This is a genomic window from Kitasatospora sp. NPDC023120, assembly GCF_055560835.1.
Genome location: NZ_JBVHHY010000002.1, coordinates 114,158 through 134,251 on the forward strand (window position 1 = coordinate 114,158; position 20,094 = coordinate 134,251).

At 75.9% G+C, this 20,094-nt stretch carries 12 protein-coding genes; 4 read left to right on the forward strand and 8 right to left on the reverse strand.

What is annotated here, in order from left to right; translation table 11 throughout:
• Positions 1-58: 58 nt before the first annotated feature.
• The gene (locus ACZ3TI_RS03140) at positions 59-3,211 is read right to left on the reverse strand and encodes a protein kinase domain-containing protein (RefSeq protein ID WP_465722686.1); all 3,153 of its coding nucleotides are present in this window, start codon (positions 3,209-3,211) and stop codon (positions 59-61) included.
• Between the two features lie 427 nt (positions 3,212-3,638).
• Here ACZ3TI_RS03140 and ACZ3TI_RS03145 point away from each other — a divergent pair, with 427 nt between their 5' ends.
• The 4 genes from ACZ3TI_RS03145 to ACZ3TI_RS03160 are packed head-to-tail and all read left to right on the forward strand — an operon-like array spanning position 3,639 to position 10,973.
• Positions 3,639-6,464, forward strand: a complete 2,826-nt coding sequence (locus ACZ3TI_RS03145; RefSeq protein WP_465722688.1) for a hypothetical protein — start codon at positions 3,639-3,641, stop codon at positions 6,462-6,464.
• Positions 6,461-7,648 carry a phosphotransferase family protein gene (locus tag ACZ3TI_RS03150; protein ID WP_465722690.1) on the forward strand — a complete coding sequence of 396 codons (1,188 nt, stop codon included), beginning with the start codon at positions 6,461-6,463 and terminating at the stop codon, positions 7,646-7,648. Before ACZ3TI_RS03145 ends, ACZ3TI_RS03150 begins: the two co-directional genes overlap by 4 nt.
• On the forward strand, positions 7,627-9,573 hold the full coding sequence (locus ACZ3TI_RS03155; RefSeq protein WP_465722692.1) for a glycosyltransferase: 1,947 nt from the start codon (positions 7,627-7,629) through the stop codon (positions 9,571-9,573). The genes ACZ3TI_RS03150 and ACZ3TI_RS03155 overlap by 22 nt, the downstream gene beginning before the upstream one ends.
• Positions 9,570-10,973, forward strand: coding sequence for a glycoside hydrolase family 16 protein (locus tag ACZ3TI_RS03160; protein ID WP_465722694.1), 1,404 nt, complete (start codon positions 9,570-9,572; stop codon positions 10,971-10,973). The genes ACZ3TI_RS03155 and ACZ3TI_RS03160 overlap by 4 nt, the downstream gene beginning before the upstream one ends.
• Before the next feature lie 64 nt (positions 10,974-11,037).
• Here the strand turns inward: ACZ3TI_RS03160 and ACZ3TI_RS03165 are convergent, their stop codons facing one another.
• The 7 genes from ACZ3TI_RS03165 to ACZ3TI_RS03195 form a co-directional block, all read right to left on the reverse strand.
• On the reverse strand, positions 11,038-11,844 hold the full coding sequence (locus tag ACZ3TI_RS03165; RefSeq protein ID WP_465722696.1) for a polysaccharide deacetylase family protein: 807 nt from the start codon (positions 11,842-11,844) through the stop codon (positions 11,038-11,040).
• Complete coding sequence (locus ACZ3TI_RS03170; protein WP_465722698.1) at positions 11,841-12,908, reverse strand: glycosyltransferase family 2 protein; 1,068 nt, start codon at positions 12,906-12,908, stop codon at positions 11,841-11,843. The genes ACZ3TI_RS03165 and ACZ3TI_RS03170 overlap by 4 nt, the downstream gene beginning before the upstream one ends.
• A complete protein-coding gene (locus ACZ3TI_RS03175; protein WP_465722700.1) occupies positions 12,905-14,263 on the reverse strand; it encodes a lipopolysaccharide biosynthesis protein in 1,359 nt (452 codons plus the stop codon). The genes ACZ3TI_RS03170 and ACZ3TI_RS03175 overlap by 4 nt, the downstream gene beginning before the upstream one ends.
• 6 nt (positions 14,264-14,269) lie before the next feature.
• Positions 14,270-15,586, reverse strand: coding sequence for a glycosyltransferase family 2 protein (locus ACZ3TI_RS03180; RefSeq protein WP_465722702.1), 1,317 nt, complete (start codon positions 15,584-15,586; stop codon positions 14,270-14,272).
• Positions 15,586-16,440, reverse strand: coding sequence for a glycosyltransferase family 2 protein (locus ACZ3TI_RS03185; RefSeq protein WP_465722704.1), 855 nt, complete (start codon positions 16,438-16,440; stop codon positions 15,586-15,588). Before ACZ3TI_RS03185 ends, ACZ3TI_RS03180 begins: the two co-directional genes overlap by 1 nt.
• 374 nt (positions 16,441-16,814) lie before the next feature.
• Complete coding sequence (locus ACZ3TI_RS03190; RefSeq protein WP_465722706.1) at positions 16,815-18,920, reverse strand: putative bifunctional diguanylate cyclase/phosphodiesterase; 2,106 nt, start codon at positions 18,918-18,920, stop codon at positions 16,815-16,817.
• A gap of 37 nt (positions 18,921-18,957) precedes the next feature.
• The gene (locus tag ACZ3TI_RS03195; protein ID WP_465722708.1) at positions 18,958-19,764 is read right to left on the reverse strand and encodes an SAM-dependent methyltransferase; all 807 of its coding nucleotides are present in this window, start codon (positions 19,762-19,764) and stop codon (positions 18,958-18,960) included.
• Positions 19,765-20,094 lie beyond the last annotated feature (330 nt).

The window sequence follows — 20,094 nt, forward strand, 5'->3', positions numbered from 1 at the left end:
CCCCGGTCGCGCCTCCCAGGCCCCTCCTCCCCCGTCCCGCTCCTCCCCCGTGCCGCCCTCAGCGGCCGGCACGCAGGACGGTGCGCTGGATGCCGAGGCAGACCAGCGGGAGGGCGATCAGGACGGCGGCCCAGAACGCGCTGTGGCCCCAGAGCTCGGCGATGCCGCGGTAGACCGGCCCGGCCACCGGAATGCGCAGCGCCTCCATCGGGCCGAGCGGCGGCGGCAGGGCGCCGAGCAGCAGGGTGCCGAGCAGCCAGAGGGCGAACAGCCGGCGCGCGGTGCGGGGCCCGGCCAGGGTGCCGGCGATCGACACCGCGGCCAGCAGCACGGTGAAGCCGGACTGGTAGTCGGCGCCGACCTGGCCGGTCCCCCAGGACTCCGGGGTCGGGTGGTGCCCGGTGGCAGCCAGCCTCACCTCGACGGTGGCCCAGAGCAGGACGACCAGGACGAAGGTGCCGCCGAGCGCGAAGCGGGCGCGCTCCCGCGCACCGGCGCCGCCCGGGCTCCAGTCCCGCGCCGCGGCCGCCGTCCCGCTCCGGCCGGCCGTGGAAGGCCGGCCCGTCGCGGACGGCCGGCCGGTCGCGGACGGCCGGGACGCGCCGGAGGACCGGGAGCCTTCGGAGGGCTGCCCCAGCCGCCGCCACTGCTCGGCGGTCCGCTGCCGGGCGTCGTGGGCCGTCCTCAGCAACCGGGCGGTCCGCTCGGCCAGCACCAGGGCCACGACGACCCCGACGGCCGCCGCCACCCCGGCCCAGCTGCCCATGCCGCCCTCGAACACCACCACCCGGTCGACCACGGCGGGCGGCGGCTTGAGCACCGTCATCGGCGGCCCCAGCCGCAGGTAGCCGATCGCCCCGGTGCCGACCGCGGTCAGCGTCAGCGTCCCGCGGCCGACCCTGGCGGGAAACACCACCAGGATGACGGCGGCCGCGAAGGCCGCTCCCAGCTGCGGCGCCACCGTCCGGGCCGCCAGGTCGCCGGCGGTGCGCAGCCGGTCGCCGAACGGGCCGTTCGGCAGGATCGCGAGCCCGTTGCCGGCGTCGACGCTGATCCGGGCGAGCGCGCCGGCCCAGAGCAGCAGGGCCAGGGACACGAACACCAGCAGGGCCGCGGCGATCTGGCGCGGCAGGGCGGTCCGGGCGTTCGCCCACCAGGCGCGGGCCCGGGGTGCCAGGTGGGCCCGCAGGCGCCGTACGACCGGTTCCCGGCCCTCCTCCCGTCCGGGTGCGTGCGCCGCGCCGGCGGCGCGCCGGGCCCGCAGCGCCTCGGCCGCGACCAGGGTCGCGCAGCCGGCCGGTGTCCCGGGGTCGGCGCGCACCGCGCGGCGGCGCAGGGCGGACCAGCGGCGTCGCACCTCGTCCGCCGTGCCCCGGCCGGTGACGGCGGTGGCCGCGGTCCAGGCGGCCGACAGCAGGTCCGCCACGACGGCGGCCACCACCGCCAGGACGGCCGACACCCGCGCGGGCAGCGGCAGCCGGTGCAGCGCGGTGGGCAGCGGGGAGAGGCGGCCCAGCAGCCGGGCGTGCTCCTCGGGCTGGAGGGTCAGCCAGACCGCCAGGCGGTAGGACTCGGCCCGCTCCTCGGTGCTCAGCCCGTCTCCGTGGCCCGGGCCGCCGCCGAGCTCCCGGGCGGCCCGGTCGGCGCCGGCCACGACCTCCGGCACCCGGGCGAGCGCGAGCAGCCGCCCGCAGTGCTCGCCGTGGCACTCCGGGTGGTCGCAGTCGTAGCGGGCGGCGACGGTCGGCACCGAGTCGGCGAGCAGTCCGTCGAAGAAGGCGACGGCGTCCGGCATGGCGGCGGCCCGGGTGAGGCCCGCCGAGTCGATCGGGCGATCGCGGTAGACCGGGGTCGCCGAGGGCGCGAACGCGGCGCCGAAGGCGAGGACGGCGAGCGCGGCGGCGTCGGCCCGCCGGGCGCCCCGGGCGCTGTCCACGGCCCGGAGGTAGTGCAGGTCGAAGAGGGTGTCCTTGACCTCGTCGCGCAGCCAGGCCAGCAGCTGCTGCGCCCCGCCGTCGACGAGCCACTCCGCCGCCTCCGCGGCGCGGTTGAGCATGTTCCAGGCGAGGACGGACGGGGCGTGGTACGGATCGCCCAGGAAGGTGACGGGCCGGTGGGCGTGGCCGCCCGCGGCGCCCGCGGGCGCGCCCTGGGGGCGCACGACCGCGGGGCTCGCGCCCTCCAGCCAGCCGGTGACCTGCGCGGCCCGCCAGCGGTGGGCGGGGTTCCTGGTCAGCAGGCCCTGGAGCAGCAGGAGCCGGCGCGGGTCGGTGACGGCGGAGAGGTCCGCCTCCTCCCCGAAGACCAGGTCGTACTGCAGCACCTCGTCGCTGACCAGCAGGCCGTCCGCGTCCAGGTAGTGCGGGCGGCCGGAGAACAGCTCGTACAGCACGTTGCCCAGGCCCCACCACGGCCCGGCCGGGTGGTTGGCCCCGGCGAGCTGTTCGGGGGCCATGTAGGCGATGGTGACCTGCATCTCGGGCGAGAAGCTCCGGCTGGCGGTGAGGCGGGCGACGCCGCCGAAGTCCGCGATCACGAACTCCCCGGGGCCGCCTCCGGGGCGCACCAGGATGTTGGAGGGCTTGAAGTCCACCGGATTGCGCTCGATCCGCCGCTGCCAGAAGTCGAGCATGGCGACGAGTTCGCGGATGATGCGGTCGGTCTCCCGCGGGTCGGTGTGCCGGCGCTCGCGGTGCAGGGCGGCGATGTGGTCGGCGAGGGTGACCGGCAGGTACTCCATCGCGACCCAGGCGCAGTCCACCCCGGCGTGCTCGACCTGCCCGAAGTCGATGATCCCGGGGACGTGCCGCCGGTAGGCCTCGGTGCGCAGGTGCCGCAGCAGGTCGGCGTCCATGGCCTGGCCCGCCCGCGCCACCTTGACCGCGGCGTCCCCGCCGCCGTCCACGCGCCGGACGTGCCAGACGGTGCCCTCGGTGCCCGAGCCGGCGACCTCGTACGGCACGTACCGGTCCAGCAGGGCCGCCGGGAAGGCGCCACCGAAGTGGCCGCCGCGGGCGGGTGCCGGACGCCGGGTGACGGTCCTCGGGGCGGCGTCGCGCGGCGGGGGGACCCTGGTCGGCGCGTCCGGGTCGACGCGGAACCGCCTGAGCCTCGAGGGCGGGCCGGGTATCGGGGCGTCCTCCCGGCGGCCCCAGGGCCGCCGGTCCACCCGCGTGCGCGGTTCCGATCCCGTCGGCGCACCGTCGGCCATCCTGCGGTTCTCCTTCCACCGGCACCTTGACGCATCATCATGTCGCAGGCCACTGACAGCGGTTGCGCACTTCGGCCGGTTTAGGGCCGACCCGTGGCCAAGCCGTTACGCACCCCGCGACCGCGGCCCGCATCGCACGCCGGGGCCGCGACGGCGCCGCCCGGCGGTGGCGGGCGGTGGCGGGCGGTGGCGGGCGGTGGCGGGCGCACACGCAGCGCGGCCGGGCGGACACGGATCAGGGCTGTCGTTCCCCACCGGGACGGGTGCACCCTGGACGGAACGGGGGGCGAGGAGGAGGCGCCCGATGCCTGTGCCGATCGGCTGGGGAAGCAGGTGGGGCGCCGGGTGCCTAGAGTTAGGAAGGCACAGCGGCTGCACGGCTCCGCGGGCGCTGTCCCCTCCTTCGGGAGCTCACGGGAGTCCACGAATGAACGATGCGCAGACCGCGGCGGCCGACGGTGCGCGAGCACCGGTGGACCTGCACCTCGTCGTGCCGGAGCTGACCGCCCGCCTGCTCGGACGTGCCGCCGGTGGACAGTGGCTGGACGCCTTCCTGCTGAGCGCCGGGCTGGTCCAGGCGGTCGAAGACGTGCTGGAGGGCACGGCGTGGCGACCCCGGCGCCTGGTGGAGCACCTGGCGAAGAGCGGTCGGCCCGGCGCGGTCGGGGCGGCCCGGGCCGGGCTGCGGGCCACCACGGGGCTGTGGCTGGCCGCGCCGCCGGCCCGCGGTCTGCACGCGTGGTGCGGGCGGATGGGGGCCCTGCGCGACCGCCTCGCGCTGCGCGCGCTGCAGGCTGACCCGGGGTCCGAGGACCCGTCACCGGAGGGTTCGGGCACGAACGACCCGGGCGTCGACCTGCCCGCCGAACTGGCCGCCGCGGTGGCCGGGTTGGCCCGGCTGCCCGGGGCGCGCGGGCTGCTCTCCGGGGCGGTGCAGCGCCCTCCGGCCTGCTTCCGCAGCTTCGACCAGCACCCGCGGGACTGCGTCGCGCTGGCCCGGCTGGTCGACGCCCGCCATCCGGACCGTCACCGCCCGGTGCTGGTCCTGGGCGTGCGCACCTCGGGCAGCTACCTCGCCCCGCTGCTCGCGGCGCAGCTGCGCCTGCTCGGCCACCGGGCGGTGACGGTCGGCACCACGCGTCCGGGCGCCGCGCTGCTGCCGGGACGGGCGGCGGTGGTGCGCGACCTCCGGCGCCGGAGCGCGCTGGTGCTGCTCGTCGACGACCCGCCGGTGACCGGAGGGTCCCTGGCGGGCCTCGCCGCGCTGGCGGTCCGCAGCGGCTTCGACCCGGCGGCGGTCGTCCCGGTCCTCGCAACCCTCGACGACGCGGGAACGCTGCCGCCCGCCCTGCGCCGCCTGCCGTGCGTGACCCTGCCGGGCCGTGACTGGCACGTCCGGACGCTGCTCTCCCCCGCGCCCCTGACCACCCTGCTGAGCGCCCTGCTGCCCGCTCTGCTGCCGCCCGGCCGGCGGCTGCTCGACCTGTCGGTCGGCCCGCAGGGCCCGCTCTCCCGCCGCTCGCACCTGGCGGTCGCCTGCTCGGCCCGGACCGCCGCCCCGGACGGCGCGGTGCGGAGCCTGCCGCTGCTCGCCGAGTGGACCGGCGTCGGCTACTTCGGGGCGTACGCGCCCACCGTTGCCGGGGCGCTCGCCGGGCTCGTCCCGCGCCCGCTCGGCTTCGCCGACGGGGTGCTCGTCCGCACCGTGCCCGAGTTCGCCGCGACCGACGGGCGGCGCGTCCCGCCCGCCGAGGTCGCCCGGTACGTCGCCGCCCGGCAGCGCCTGCTGGCCGTACCCGCCGACCGGAGCCTGCGGCTGGCCGGGCGCGACCCCGTCTGGGAGGCCTCCGCCCGCCAGCTGGCCCCGGTCTTCGGACGCCTGCACACCGTGCTGCGCCCGCTCCTGCTCGACCCGCTGACCCGCACGCTGCTGGCCTCCGACCGCCCCTGCGTGACCGACGGACTGACCGCGCGTCACCGCTGGACGGCCGACGGCGCCGGCGGCTGGCACAAGACCGCGTACGCCGACGGCGCCTTCGGCCACCTCAACCTCACCAGCTACGACGCCGCCTACGACCTCGCCGGCGCGGCAAGCCCGCACGACGGGTCCGACCGGGCGCGGGTGGACGAGGACGCCGAGCTGCTCACCGCGTACCGTCGAGCCGCCGGGGAGGAGGTCTCCGCCGCCCGGTGGTGCCTGCTGCGGCTCGTCCAGGCCCGGCACGCCGCCGTCCAGGACGGGCTGACGCCCTCCGAACGCACCCGCGCCGACGCCCGGCGGGCCCAGGCCCGGGCGGTGCAACGCTTCCTTGCCACCGTCTACCTCACGGACCTGGACGAGGAGCCCCGGGGCCCGTACTGCGTCCTCGACGTGGACGGCGTCCTGGAGTCCGATGTCCTCGGCTTCCCCGCCTCCTCCCCCGCCGGCATGCTCGCGCTGCGCGCGCTGCGCGCCCACGGCTACCGCACGGTGATCGCCACCGGACGCTCCGCCCCCGAGGTCGCGGACCGCTGCGCCGCCTACCGGCTGCCCGGCGGGATCGCCGAGTACGGGGCGGTCCTGGTCGACGCGGCGACCGGCGGCACCGAGGTCCTGCTCGACGAAGGACGCCGCCGGGCCGGCGACGGCGGGCTGCGCGACCGGCTGGGCGCCCTGGACCCGCCCGCCGTCACCGACCCGCTCGCCCGCTGGTGCGTGCGCGCCTCCGTCCGCGCGCCGCAGGACGGCCGACGGCATGCCCTGGACCCGGAGACCGTCCGCGCCCTCCTCGGCGAGGCACCGCTCGGGGAGCTCTTCGAGACCGTCCCGGGCCGGGCCCAGACCGACTTCGTCCCGCGCGGCACCGGGAAGCTCGCCGGAACCCGCGCCCTGCTGAACCGGCTCGGGGATGGCGGCCCGCCCGCGCTCGCCGTCGGCGACGGCGTCGCCGACGTGGAGCTGCTCGGCTGGGCCGCGACCGCCGCCGCCCCCGCCAACGCGGAACCGCCGGTCGGGGCGTCCGGCGTGCCCGTGACCCGCCGCGCCTACCAGGCCGGGCTCGCCGACGCGGTGGGCCGACTGATCGGTCACCGCCCGGGCGGCTGCCCGCGCTGCCGGGCACCGCGACCGCCCGCCGACGCCCGCGCACTGCTGGCCCTGCTGGCGGTCCCGGAGGCCGGCCGGCCGGGCGCGCCGCTGCGCCTCGCCCGTCTCGCCGGGCAGGCCGCGCTCACCGCGGCGTCCGCACCGACTCGACGGGGCCCGGGCGGATGACCCCGGCGGCGCAGCGGCGGGACCGCACCCCCGGGCCGCAGGGCTCGCGGGCACGGGACCTGCTGCGGGCCGCCGTCCACCGGTACGACCCGCGCGGACGGCACTCCGCCCGGCTGCCGCTCTCTCCCCGGGCGCTGCTGCCGCTGCGCCGCCCGCCGCTGCTCTACGGCCCCGCCGACAGCCTGAAGGTCCACCGGATCGCCCGCCGGCTGGGACTGGACGCCACCCGCGCGCTGCGGCCCACCGGCCCCGGGCTGACCGACGTCCTGGTGCTCTCGCTCGACACCCCGGGCGGGGCCCGGCTGGCGGTCAAGCACGCCCGCAACGGCCACGCCGCCGCCGCACTCGACCACGAGTGGCAGGTACTGGAAGCACTGTCCGCCGACGACCGGCTCGGCACCTGGCGCGCCCTCGTGCCCGCCCCCGTCCGCCGGGAGCTGGCCGGACCGCTGCCGCTGATCACCGAGAGCTGGCTGCCCGGGACCACCGCCGACCGGTTGCTGCGGGACGGCCCCGGCCGGGACGGCACGGTCACCGAGCACGCCCTGACGACCATCGCCGGACTGCACCGGGCCACCGGGCGCACCGAGACCGCCACCGGTCGGCTGGTTGCCTGGGTCGACGAGCCGCTCGACGCGCTCCGGGCCGGCATCCCCTGGTGCCGGACCGGAACCGGGGCCGCCGGGCTGGCCGGCGTCCGCGCCCGGCTACGCGCCGGACTGGCCGGTGCCGAGACCACCGTCGCCTGGACCCACGGCGACTTCCACGCCGGCAACGTGCTGCTCGACGAGCGGGCCGACCGCGTCACCGGCGTGATCGACTGGGGCGGCGCCCGTCCGGACGGCCCCTGCGCCATCGACGCCTACACCTTCGTGATCACGCTGGCCTGCCGCCGCGAGGGCCGCCAGCTCGGCAGCACCGTACGGGAGATGGTGCGCCACGGCACGCTGCCCGGCCCGGACCTCGCCCTGATCGACAGCACCCGCACCGACCTGGTGGACCTGCGCCGGGACGGCCCGGTCGGACCGCCGGACGGCGCCGTACTGCCACTGCTGACCTGGCTGTGGCACGTCGTGTCGAACGTGACCAAGTCACCCCGCTACGCGCGCAGCCACTGGTGGGTGACCCGCAACGTGACCCCGCTCCTGGAGGAGGCCGCCACATGGCCGGCGACCCGGCTGTGACGCCGCTGTCGGCGCAGAGGCCGCACCCGACCACCGGGACGATCCGCAGCCGCCCCGGACGGTCGGCGCGGCTGCCCGCGCAGGCGGCCCGCGCGCTGCTGCCGGTCTCCCTGGTGCTCTGGCTCCTGGCGCTGCGCCGCGTCGACCTGAGCCGGATGGGCGACCTCGGCCTGCTGCAGGTGCTCCCCGTCCTGTACTGGGTCGCGGCGGGCCTGCTGACCGCGGGCTTCGTGCTCGCCCTGCGGATCCGCAGCCTCAGCCAGTGGTGGCTCGCCGGCTACGTCCTGGGCCTGATCGCCGTCGTCCACGCCACGCCGACCCTGCTCTACGCGAACCTGCGGTACTCCTGGGCCTGGAAGCACGTGGCGGTGATCGACGCGATGCTGCGCCACGGCGGGCCGGTGCCGCGGGCCGGTCTGCTGGACCCGTACAACCAGTGGCCCGGGTTCTTCGTCCTCAACGGCCTGCTGATGCGGGCCACCGGCCTGCACTCGGCGCTCGGGTACGCGAGCTGGGGGCCGCCGCTGTTCAACGCGCTGCTGCTCGCCCCGCTGCTGCTGCTCTACCGGGCGATCAGCTCCGACCGGATGGTGGTGTGGGGCGCCGTCTGGGTCTACTTCTCCTGCTCCTGGGTGGGCCAGGACTACTTCTCCCCGCAGGCCTTCGCCCTGGTGCTGTACGTCACGGTGATCGCCTCGGTGGTCCGCCGGCTGCCCGACCGGACCGGCCGCCGCGCGCCCGGCCGGGCGCCACCGGGCGGGGCGCCACCGGGCGGGGCGCACCGGTCCGCGGCGCCCGTGGCGGGCAACAGCCACGCCGGCGGGTGGGGGCCGCTGCGGCTGCCGATGGTCCTGGTGCTGGAGGCCGCGATCGTCTGCTCGCACCAGCTCACCCCGCTGATGCTGATCAGCTCGCTGGCCGTGCTGGCGGTGCCGCGCCGCAACCGCCGGGTGGTCCTGCCCCCGCTGCTGGCCGCGGTCGCGATGACGGCGGTGTGGGACTCCACGGTGGCACGGCCGTACCTGGCCACCAACCTCGGACAGTTCGTCCGGGCGCTGACCACGCCGGACTCCAACATCACCTCCGGCTTCGCCAACCTCGGGACCGCCTCGGCGGACCAGGTGATGGTCGACTGGATCGACCGGGGGCTGTCGGCGGCGGTGGTCCTGCTGGCGCTGATCGCCTTCGTCCGCCGTCCGTGGGTGCGGCGCACCCCGCTGCCCTACCTCGCGCTGGCCCCGGTGCCGCTGCTGGCGGCCAACAGCTACGGCGGCGAGATGCTCTTCCGCACCTACCTGTTCGCGCTGCCCGCCCTCGCGTTCCTGGTCGCCGCGCTCCTCCTGCGGCCCACCCCGCGGCCGCGGCTGCGCGCGGCCGGCTCGCTGGTCCTGCTGCTGGCCCTGCTGGGCGGGCTGTTCTTCGGCTACGACAGCAAGGAGCAGATGAACCGGTACACCGGCGCCGAGGTCACCGCGACGCGGCAGCTGTTCGCGACGGCGCCGCCGTACTCGGTGGTGGTGTCCGTGACCGGGAGCGTGCCGGGGATCTACGACCACTACGAGGACCACCCCCAGGTGCGGCTCGCGGAGACGTCGGAGCCGACCCGGAAGCTGTTGACGCAGGACCCGCTGGGCGGGCTGGAGGCCGCCGTCGGCTTCACCCATCCGGGGGTGCCCGCGTACCTGGTCCTGAGCCGGGCGCAGGCCGCCGAGGCCTCCCTGACCGGCGTGCTGCCGCCGGACACGGTGAGCCGGCTGGCCGAAGTGGTCTCCCGGACCCAGGGCTTCGAGCTCGTCTACGCCAACGCCGACGCCGTGGTCTACCGGTTCATCCCCAACCCGCTGCCCGGCCAGGTCGCCCCGTCCGTTCCGCCGGCCGTCCAGCCGCCGGCGCAGTCCTTCCTCGAACCGGGAGGCGGCCCGTGAACAGTGACCCGTCCGCGAACGACCTCCGGCTCGGCTGGGCGCTCGCCGTCTCCGGCTGGGTGGCGCTCGCGGTCTACGCACTCGCCGACGCCAACCCCGTCCGGGTGGCCGTGGCCGCCGTGTTCCTGCTCTGCTGCCCGGGACTGGCGGCGGTGCGCTCGGCCCGTCCGCGCCTGGCGGCGAGCGGCGCGCCGATGGGGCGGCTGGAGTCCTGGGTGATGGCGGTGGGCCTGAGCCTGGCCATCGACACGGTGGTCATCGTGGCCTACTACCTGACCGGCGGGTTCATCAGCGGCTGGCCGCTGGCCGCGGTGGCCGGCGCCACCACGTTGCTGGCGCTGCCGCTGTGCCTCCCGCGCCGTCGGCGTCCACGCGGTCCGGACGGCGGCTCGCGGGCCCGGGGACCGGACGGCGGCGGGGCGGTCGACGGTACGGCGGGCGAGGGTGTGGCGGACGAGGGTGCGGCGGACGACGGCGGAAAGGGCGACGGCGGAGAGGGCGCCTCCCGGCACGCGCACCGGCGACGGCGGCGCGGGGCGGGCGGAGCCGCGCTGGCGGCGGCTCTGCTGCTGGTCGCCGGGTGCGCCGGCGGCGGCGGGGGCGGCGGGGGCGAGGCGTCCACCTCGCCGTCGGCCTCGGGCAGTGCCGCCGGGTCGAACGGCCCCGACCAGGCCCCCGCGGCCCCCGGCTCCTGGCACCTGGCCTTCCACGACCTCTTCGACGGCAACCGCCTCAACCGCTCCAATTGGACCACCTGCTACGACTGGAACCAGGACGGCTGCACCAACTCCGGCAACCACGAGCTGGAGTGGTACCGCCCGCAGCAGGTCTCGGTGGGCGGCGGCGCGCTGACGCTGACCGCGAACCGGTCGACCACCACAGGCAGCGACGGCAAGAGCTACCCGTGGACCTCGGGCATGGTCTCCACCGGCCGGGACTCCTGGAACGCGCAGCCGCGGCACACCTTCACGTACGGGTACTTCGCCGCCGCGGTGCGCATTCCCCCGGAGGCCGGCATGTTCCCCGCGTTCTGGCTCCTCCCCGAGTCCCGCACCACCCCGCCGGAGCTCGACGTCGCGGAGTTCATCTCCACCCCCCAGTACGTCCAGATGACGCTGCACTACACCGGGCCGAACGGCGAGGACAAGGACCAGTGGGAGCGCTACGGCCCGCAGGACTTCCCGGCGGGCTACCACGTGTTCGCGCTCGACTGGGAGAACGACTCCCTCACCTGGTACGTCGACGGCGTGCAGCGCTACCGGGTGACGGACCCGGAGAAGATCCCGCACCAGCCGATGGAGGTACTGCTCAACCTGGCCGTCGGGTACCCGAGTTCACCGCCGAAGGACGTCGACTCGGCCCGGATGACGGTGGACTGGGTGCAGGTCTGGCAGCACTGAGCCCCCCGTTCGAGCCCCGCCGACCCGTTCAAGCCCGTCGGCCCGTTCAAGCCCGTCGGCCCGTTCACGGCCCGCCGACCGGGCTGCCGAGGCGCGCCCGCAGTCGGCGGTAGGCGCGCCAGCCCTTGGTCCCCAGGTGTTCCGGGAACGGGGAGACGGGTGCGCCGGTGCCTTCGACCCACTGCCCGAACAGTCGGCGCGGGGTGTCCCGGCGCACCATCAGCCGGGCGATGCGCAGCGGTTCGTCGGCCGAGGAGCTGAAGGCGTTGGCGACGGTGCAGGCGCTGGTCCAGCCGGCCTTCTGGACGCAGCGGCGCACGGCCGGGCTGGAGTAGCCGTGCGGGTAAGCGAAGGAGTCGACGGGGTGGCCCAGCAGGTCCTCCAACTGGTCCTTGCAGCCGAGCACTTCCTCGCGCAGCCGCCGCCCGGAGAGGGTGTCGAGCTGGGGGTGGGTGCGGGAGTGCCCGCCGATCTCGATGCCGAGCGCGTCGAGGTTGGCGAGCTGGCGCCAGCTGAGCATGTCGGCGGGCGGCAGCAGGCTGCCCTCGGCGGCGTGGCCGGGGCTGTGCAGGGCGCCGGTGGTGACGAACAGGGTGGCGGGCAGGTCGCGATCGGCGAGCAGGGGGGCGACGGTCCAGTAGAAGTCGGCGAAGCCGTCGTCGAAGGTGAGCACCACGCAGTGGTCGGGCATGGGCGGTCCGCCGCGCAGGGCGGTGACCAGCCGGTGCAGCGGGACCACCATCCGCCCGGCGGCGGCGAGGCGGTCGAGGTGCTCGGCGAAGACCCGCGGCGTGACGGCGAACGGGGCGATCCACTCGGGCGGGTCGTCGTGGACCGAGTGATAGAGGAGCACCGGGACGACCGGTGTCATGGCACGCCTCCCGGCGGTCCCGGCGCCTCGTCGGCGCTCCTGGACGCGGCGGGCACGGTCGGCACCGTCGACGGGGTGTGCGCGGCCCGGGGCGCCGCGGCGGCCGGGGCTGTCCCGGCCGCTCCGCCGGGCTCGCCGGAGCGGGGCGCGACGAGGGCCCCGATGCGGCCGAGCGCGTACCCGGCCACGGTGAGCGCCACTCCGGCGGCCAGCGCGCCCGCGCGCCGCGGTCCGGCGCCGCCGGGGCGCAGGCAGCCGGCGAGGGCGCGCGGGATGGTCGAGCGCAGGTAGCGCCGCTCGCTGGAGAGCGCGGCGGCGGCCCCGCGGTGACGGGCGACGGCCGCCTTGGACCAGCCCTCGGCGTAGCAGCGGGAGCGGAAGTAGGAGAAGGCGGCCCGGCCGGGCGGTACGTGGTGGTGGACGACGGCGGCTGGTTCGTGGAGCAGGACGGCCCCGGGGTGGTGCTCGGCGAGGCGGAGGCAGAACTCGGTCTCCTCGCAGCCGAGCGGGCGGGTGCCGACGCGGCCGAGGTCGGTGCGGAAGCCGCCGAGGGCGATCACCGCGCCACGGCGGAAGGACATGTTGGCACCGATGAAGTTCCGTACGGCGCTGCGCTGGACGGGCAGCCCGCGGTAGGAGCAGCCGACCACCCAGTCGAACTCGGGAGGGAACCAGTCCGGCCGGGTGCCGTCCTCCCAGCGGGCGACGACCAGGCCGCCGACGCCGTACACGTCCGGGTCCCGGTAGGGCGCGCGCAGGCGGGCCGCCCAGTCGGGCTCGGCGGCCGCGTCGTCGTCGAGGAAGGCGACCACCTCGCGGCGGGCGGCGCGCACCCCGGTGTTGCGGGCGCCGGACAGCCCGCGCCGCTCCCGGTTGGCGAGGACGCGCACGTCGGGGAAGGCCGTCGCGGCCCGGCGGGCGAGGTCCGGGCAGTGGTCGACCACCAGCAGGATCTCTTCGGGCGGTTGCCGCTGGGCCCGCAGGGAGCCGATCGCCGCGCACAGGTCGTCCCAGCGTTCGAGCGTGTAGGCGCAGACGATGACGGACAGGCCCGGGGTGTTCACGGCCGTCTCCGTTCGGTTGTCGGGAGCCACAGCGGCACGGTGCACAGCAGCGGGACGGCGAGGACGGTGGCGGCGATCAGCCAGGCCAGGCCGACGCCGACAAGGCCGAACGGCGGCAGCAGCCAGACCGTCAGGCCGAGGACGAGGGCGCAGTAGGCCCCCTGTAGGGCGACGATCGGGGCCAGTCGCTGCCGGGCCCGGGCGGTGTCGACGGCGACGCTGACCACCAGGTGCGGCACGGCGGACAGGGCCAGCACCCGTAGCAGGGTGGTGCCGTGGTCCGCGTAGGCGGAGCCGAACAGCGACAGCACCCACGGCGCGGCCACGATGGTGGCGAGCGCGCCGGCCGCGACCACGGCGCCGGCGTGCCGCAGCACCCGGCGGCCGTGCTCGGCGAGCCGTCCGGGCGCCCCGGCGGCCTCGACGATGAGCGAGCTGCCCATGTTGAGGGCGACGAGGTAGAAGGTGTACGCGATCACCCAGGCGAGCGAGTAGTAGGCGATCTGTTCCGGACCGAGGGTGTTCAGGACGAACAGCGGGACGACGGTCGCGGCGGTCAGCCGCAGCAGCGCGCCGACGTAGTCCGCGGTGGCGTAACGGGCGAGCCGCGGGGAGGCGGCGGCGGCGTCCCGGCCGCGGGCGCGGGCCGGCAGGATCCGGCGGAACAGCAGCACGTTGGCGGTGACCACGGCGACCAGCAGGGCTCCGGCCCAGGAGATCAGGATCCCGGCGTGCAGCGCCCAGCCCGCCAGCGCGGCCAGCAGCACGGTCTTGACGGTGGCGAACAGGGCGTTCTCGCCGAGCACCCAGCCCGGGCGGCGCAGGCCGGTCAGCGCGCCGTCCTGGAGGACGAAGAGCGTGTAGCCCGCGGTCATGGCGATGAAAGCGATGGCGATGGGCGGGCTGCGCAGGAAGCCGAGGTCCGGTGCGATCGCCGGGACGAAGATCAGGAAGAGGCCGCCGACCACCACGTTGGCGGCCGTGGCGACCAGGTAGCAGCGGATCAGCAGGCTCCGGGCGTCGCGGCCGACCGCGGGCACGAAGCGGATCAGGACGTCGGCGAGGTTGAGCTGGCCGATCTCGGAGATCAGGGCCGCCGCGGTGAGCACGGCGTAGCTAAGCCCGACGAACTCCGCGCTGTACCAGCGGGTGGCGAGCATCCAGAAGACCATGCCGAAGACCGCGGTGAGGATCGAACTGGCGGTCAGCACGTGCCCGTTGCGCAGCAGCGGTTCACCGGCGAGGGCGGCACGCGCGCGGGCCCGCAGCAGGGTGGCGTACGAGCACTCGCAGGGCAGCGGCAGCGGGCAGGAGCAGCCGGGGCGGGCCCGGGCGGGTGCCGTGCGGGTGGCCATGCGGGTTCACCCCGCCGTCCGGGTCGCGGCGTGGGCGAGGCACAGGCTGCGCGCGTAGCCGACCGGCCCGTAGACCAGGCCCTGGAGTTCGAGCCGGGCCAGGCGCCTGCTGGGGCAACGGTCCGCCACACCCGGGTCCGGCTGGGTGCGGGCGCGGCGGACCGCGTAGCGGATGCCGCTCGGGAGGCGGCGCAACAGGGCGGGCAGCATGGCGGGTTCGTGGTGCAGGGCGGCGGCGAGGTAGGCGCCGAAGCCGGCGCCGTAGCCGAAGGCCTGGGCGGGGACGGCGTCCATGGAGCGCCGGTGGCGGTGCCAGACGATGGCGTCCGGCGCGTAGGCGAGGGCGTGTCCGGCGACCAGGATGCGGAAGAAGGCGAGCAGGTCGTCGCCGCCGCGGGCCGGGGTGCCGGTGCCGGTGGCGGGGTCGAAGCCACCGAGGGCGCGCAGCCGGGCGGTGCGGAAGGCCATGTTGGCGCCGGAGCCGAAGCGGCCCGCCGCGAAGGGGAAGAGCGGGTCGGCGGGTCCGTCGGCGAGGGTCCAGGTGCGGGCGGCGAAGCCCTTCGCGAAGTTGCCGTGGAACTCGAGGGCGGCCTGGGCGGGGGTTTCGAGCTCGGCGGGCAGGATCAGGCCGGTGACGCACCCGATCGCGCGGTCCTCGGCGAAGGTCTGGGCGAGGGCGGCGATCCAGCCGGGGTCGGCGAGGGTGTCGTCGTCGGTGAAGGCGGTGATCTCGCCGCGGGCCGCGGCGAGCCCGGCGTTGTGGGCCCGGGCCAGGCCCGCTACCGGCTCGCGCAGGTAGCGGACCCGGCCCCGGTACCGGTCACTGATCAGCCGTTCGGCGGTGTCGTCGGCGGGGGCGTTGTCCACGACGATGACCTCGAACCGCGGATAGCCGTTCCGCAGCAGGGAGTCGAGGCAGGGTCGCAACAAGCCCGCCCGGTTGTGGGTGGCGACGACCACGCTGACCGTGACCGGGTCCGCGGGCACCCGGGCCCGGCCTGCCCGGCCAGGGCGGGCCGCGGGTGTCGCGGTGGACAGTGCGGGAACGCGCAGTTCCCGGTGGGCGGCGTCGACCAGCGCCCGGCGCAGCGCGGCGCTCTGGCCGGCTGTCCCGGTGGCCGTGACCAATCCGAGCGGGTGTCCGTGCAGCCGCACCAACGCCAACACGCGTCCGTCCGGGGCGGCCGTACCGAGACCGCCGGGCGAGCGCAACTCGCTCGGCTCGTCCAGGTCCAGGTCGACGACGCGGACGGGGGTGTGGAGCGAGTTGCGTGCGGCGGGGCGCGGGCAGGCGGCTGCGGTGCGCCGGTCGGTGCCATTCATCAGTGCTCCCCCACGGGGGCGGACGCCGAGGACCGGGCGCGGGGACGCTCGGCGATCAGGGTCCTCAGCACCCGGCGGCCGTCGGAGACCGCGTGCAGGTGGGAGCGACCACTTCGGCGGGGGAGTTCCAGGCTCGGCACTTCGGCGATCCGCAGCCCCGAGCGCAGCGCGTGCGCGATCATCTCGGCCTCGATCTCGAAACCGGTGGAACGCAGGTCGAGCGTATCCAGGAAGGAGCGTCGGAAGGCGCAGTAGCCGTAGCACAGGTCGGTGAGGCGTGCGTCGTACAGGCGGTTGACGACGGCGAGCAGGGCCCGGTTGCCGAGCGAGCGGACCCGGGTGAGGTCGAGCGAGCCGCCGCCGGCGATGCAGCGCGATCCCTTGACGAAGTCGAACCCGTGGTCGAGGAAGTGCAGGTAGTGGGGGATCTCGCCGGGCCACATGGAGCCGTCGGCGTCCATCATGACGAGGTACTCGCCGGTGGCCGCGGCGAACCCGGTGCGCAGCGCGTTGCCCTTGCCGGGGGCGCTCTGCTGGACGCTGCGGACGGTCGGCAGGCACTGCCGGGCCATCGGGACGGTCGCGTCGCTGGATGCGCCGTCGACCAGGATGACCTCGTCGACGCAGCGCGGGATCTGCTCGAAGACCCAGGCGATGTTGGGGGCCTCGTTCTGGGCGGGGACGATCAGGCTGACCGTGTGGGTGGTGGCGATGCCGTCGCCGGCGCGGCGCATCGGACGGTGCACGGTGACGCGGTCGGCGGCGCGGCGGTGCGGGTGGCGGTCCCCGTCGTGGTCGGGGATGCGTCCGGCATAGGGGTACCGGACGATGTCGGGGGGCAGGGTGGTGCTCATGGAGCGGCCTCTCGGAGGGAGGCGGCGGGCGGGCGCCGGACACGGCGCGGCCCCTTGGTGTATGGCGAACGGGCGGCGGGCGCGGACGGATACGCGCAGGGAGCCCGGAAGGGAAGCCCGCTGGGGGCTGCCGAACGTCGAGAGCACTGTGGCGGCCGGATGTGGGGTGCGCACCGCCGGGCTCTCCCGGCGCCGGGGGCGCCGGTCGTACGAACTGGCTTATGCTCTACCGCACCTACGGGTGCGGGCTGTGCCAGGGCCTCATAGTCCATCGGTACGGACAGTCACGTCAAGGGGCTTTTGTCCGATTTTTACCGTAACTTCGCATGACGTCTGGCAACGCCGCGTCACCACCCCCCTCGCGGCCGTCGAGCTCAGCCGTCGACGGGGCGGCCCTGCGGCTCCTCCGCGATCCGGCGGGCGATCTCGGCCGGCCGCACCGGGCGCCCGAAGTGCCAACCCTGCGCCCAGTCGCAGCCGATGGTGCGCAGCCGCTCGGCGTCCTTGGCGGTCTCCACCCCTTCGGCGGTGACGTTCAGTCCGAGCGCGTGCGCCATCGACACCAGGCCGCTGACGATCCGCCAGCCGGTGGACTCGTCCTTGCCCGGTTCGTGCAGGTCGCCCACGAAGGACCCGGCGATCTTCAGCCCGGAGACCGGCAGGTCGCGCAGGTAGGAGAGGTTGGACCAGCCGGTGCCGAAGTCGTCCACGGCCAGCGACACTCCGAGGTCGACCAGCCCGTGCAGGGTGCGCAGCGCCTCGTCCTCCGGCCCGACCACGGTCGACTCGGTGATCTCCAGCTGGAGCAGGGCCGGGTCCAGGCCGGTGCCGTCGAGGATCCGGCCGAGGTCGGAGACCAGTGCGGTGCTGCGGGCCTGGCGGACCGCCAGGTTGACGTTCAGTTGCGGCGCGGCGTCACCGAAGCGCTTGCTCCAGTCCGCCGCCTGGCCGCAGGCCTGTTCCAGCACCCAGCGGCCGAGCGGCATGATCAGCCCGGTCTGCTCCGCGGTGGTGACGAACTCGTCCGGGCCGAGCACGCCGAGCTGCGGGTGGCGCCAGCGCACCAGCGCCTCCACGGCGGCGAGCCGGCCGTCCGACAGCCGGTACAGCGGCTGGTAGTCGATGAAGAACTCACCGCGGTCCAGGGCGGCGGGCATCCGCACCGACACCGCGTAGCGGCTGACCGCGCGGGCGTTCTCCTTGGGGTCGAACAGCGTCCAGCGGCCGCGGCCGGCCTCCTTGGCCCGGTAGAGCGTCAGGTCGGCGGCCCGGACGGCGGCGCCCGGGGTGGTCGTGGACACCCGCCGCTCCAGTACGCCCACGCTCGCGCCCACGGCCAGCTTGTGATCGCCGATCAGCACCGGCCCGGACAGCGCCTTGAGCACCGTCTTCGCGGCAGCCACCGCCTCCTGCTCGCCGCGGCACTTCTCCAGCAGGACGACGAACTCGTCGCCGCCGAGCCGGGCGACCAGGTGGCCGAGCGGGGTGAGGGCGGCCTTCAGCCGGGCGGCGACCGCGCCCAGCAGCTGGTCGCCCATGTCGTGGCCCAGGCTGTCGTTGACCACCTTGAAGCCGTCGAGGTCGACGTAGCAGAGGCCGAAGCGGGCTCCCGGCTCCGGGTCCTCGAACAGCTTCTCCAGTCGCTCGAAGAAGGCCGCGCGGTTGGGCAGGCCGGTCAGCGGGTCGTGGGTGGCCTGGTGGCGCAGCCGCTCCTGGAGCCGGTAGCGGTCGGTGACGTCCTCCAGCATCGCGACCTGGTACTGCGGGGTGCCGTCGTCGTCGCGGATCAGCGAGACGGTCAGGTGGGTCCAGACCACCTCGCCGTCCTGGCGGTAGTACGGCTTGTCGAACTGGAAGTACTCGCGCTTGCCGCTGATCAGCTCCTCGTACGCCTCCCACACGCCCGGGGTGTCCTCGGGGTGCACGAGGTCGCCGACCCGGCGGCCGATCATGTCCGCGGGGCCCGCGCCGAACAGCTCCTGCAGTGCCTTGTTGACCGCCAGAATGTTGCCGTTCGTGTCGCCGATGCCGATGCCGATCGCGGCGCTCTCGAACAGCGCGCGGAACCGGGCCTCGGAGGCGCGCAGCGCCCGCTCGGCCTCCTTGCGGGCGGTGTCGGCGGCGGTGCGGATCGCCTCCTGCTCGCGCAGCGTCCGCTCGCGCAGGGCGGCGGCCCAGCCGGCCGCGAAGGCACCGGTCAGGGCGGGGCCGCGGCCGTCGGTGAGCGGCTGCGCCTGGAGCAGCTCGACGGCCCTCGCCAGCAGCACCGGGTCGGTGAAGTGCGCGTCGACCAGCTCGGCGCCGGCCTGCGCGGCCAGCCGCGGCTCGAAGGGCTCGCCCTCCTGGGCGCGGTGCAGCAGCGCGGCGGTGCGCGAGACCAGCCGGTTGAGCAGGCCGGGGTGGACGACGATGCCGTGGTCGGCCGACAGCAGCCGGGCCCAGTCCCCGTGGAACCGGCCGGCGGCGGGGGTGGCGCTCATCTCCGCACCCCTGCCCGCTCCGGGACCTCTGCTCCGCTCAAGGACGGAACCCCACGCCCGCCACCCCGGTCATCCGCTCGGGGTGCTCACCGACCGACTCCGGCTGGTCCGGGCGCCACTGCGGCAGGTAGACCACGCCCGGCTCGACCAGCTCGAAGCCGTCGAACATCGCGGTGATCTGCTCGTGAGTGCGCATGGTCAGCGGGGTCGGCGTCATCCGGTACAACTTCTGGTGGTTCTCCGCCTGGTCCGGGCGACCCTCCAGCGAGGCGTGGGAGAGGACCAGGGCGCTGCCGGGGGGCAGCACGTCCCGGATCGCGCCGATCAGCTTCCACGGGTCCTCGGCGTCGCTGACGAAGTGCGCCACGGCCACCAGCAGCACGGCCACCGGCTCGCCCTCGGCCAGCAGCCCGGCCACCTCGGGGCGGGCCAGCAGGTCGTCGACGTCCCGGAGGTCCGCCTGGATGACCTCGCTGGCCGGGTCCCCTTCGAGCAGCAGGCGGCTGTGCGCGACGGCGACCGGGTCGCGGTCCACGTAGACGACCTTCGCCTCGGGCCGGATCGCGCGGGCGATCTCGTGCACCGCGCCGAAGGTCGGGATGCCGGAGCCGATGTCCAGGAAGCGGCTGATGCCCCGCTCGGCGAGGAAGGTCACGGCGCGGCGCAGGAAGGCGCGGTTGGACCGCATGATCTGGGGCAGCTCCGGCCACAGGGCCATGGCCTTGCGGGCCATCTCCCGGTCGACCTCGAAGTTGTGGGAGCCCCCCAGGTAGTAGTCGTAGACCCGCGCGGCGTTCGGTTTGTCCAGGTCCATACCCTCCGGTACCCAGCTCGGTCGCCGCATGCCTGTGACTCCTTCACTCCGGTGGCGGGGCGGCAGTGCCGCCAGGACACTGCTGTGACAGCTGAGACTACAAGCACAGAAGATCCTCCTCCGCACCCCGAACGGGTGCAAGCGGAGTGAGCGGCTCCCGGAGGCCGGCCGGCGGGGGCCCGGGGGCGGGTGCCGCGGTTCCTGCGGTGCGGGGTGGCGGGGGCCCGGGGGCGGGTGCCGCGGTTCCTGCGGTGCGGGGTGGCGGGGGCCCGGGGGCGGGTGCCGCGGTTCCTGCGGTGCGGGGTGGCGGGGGCCCGGGGGCGTGCCTTACGGTTCCTGCGGTGCGGGGTGGCCGGGGCG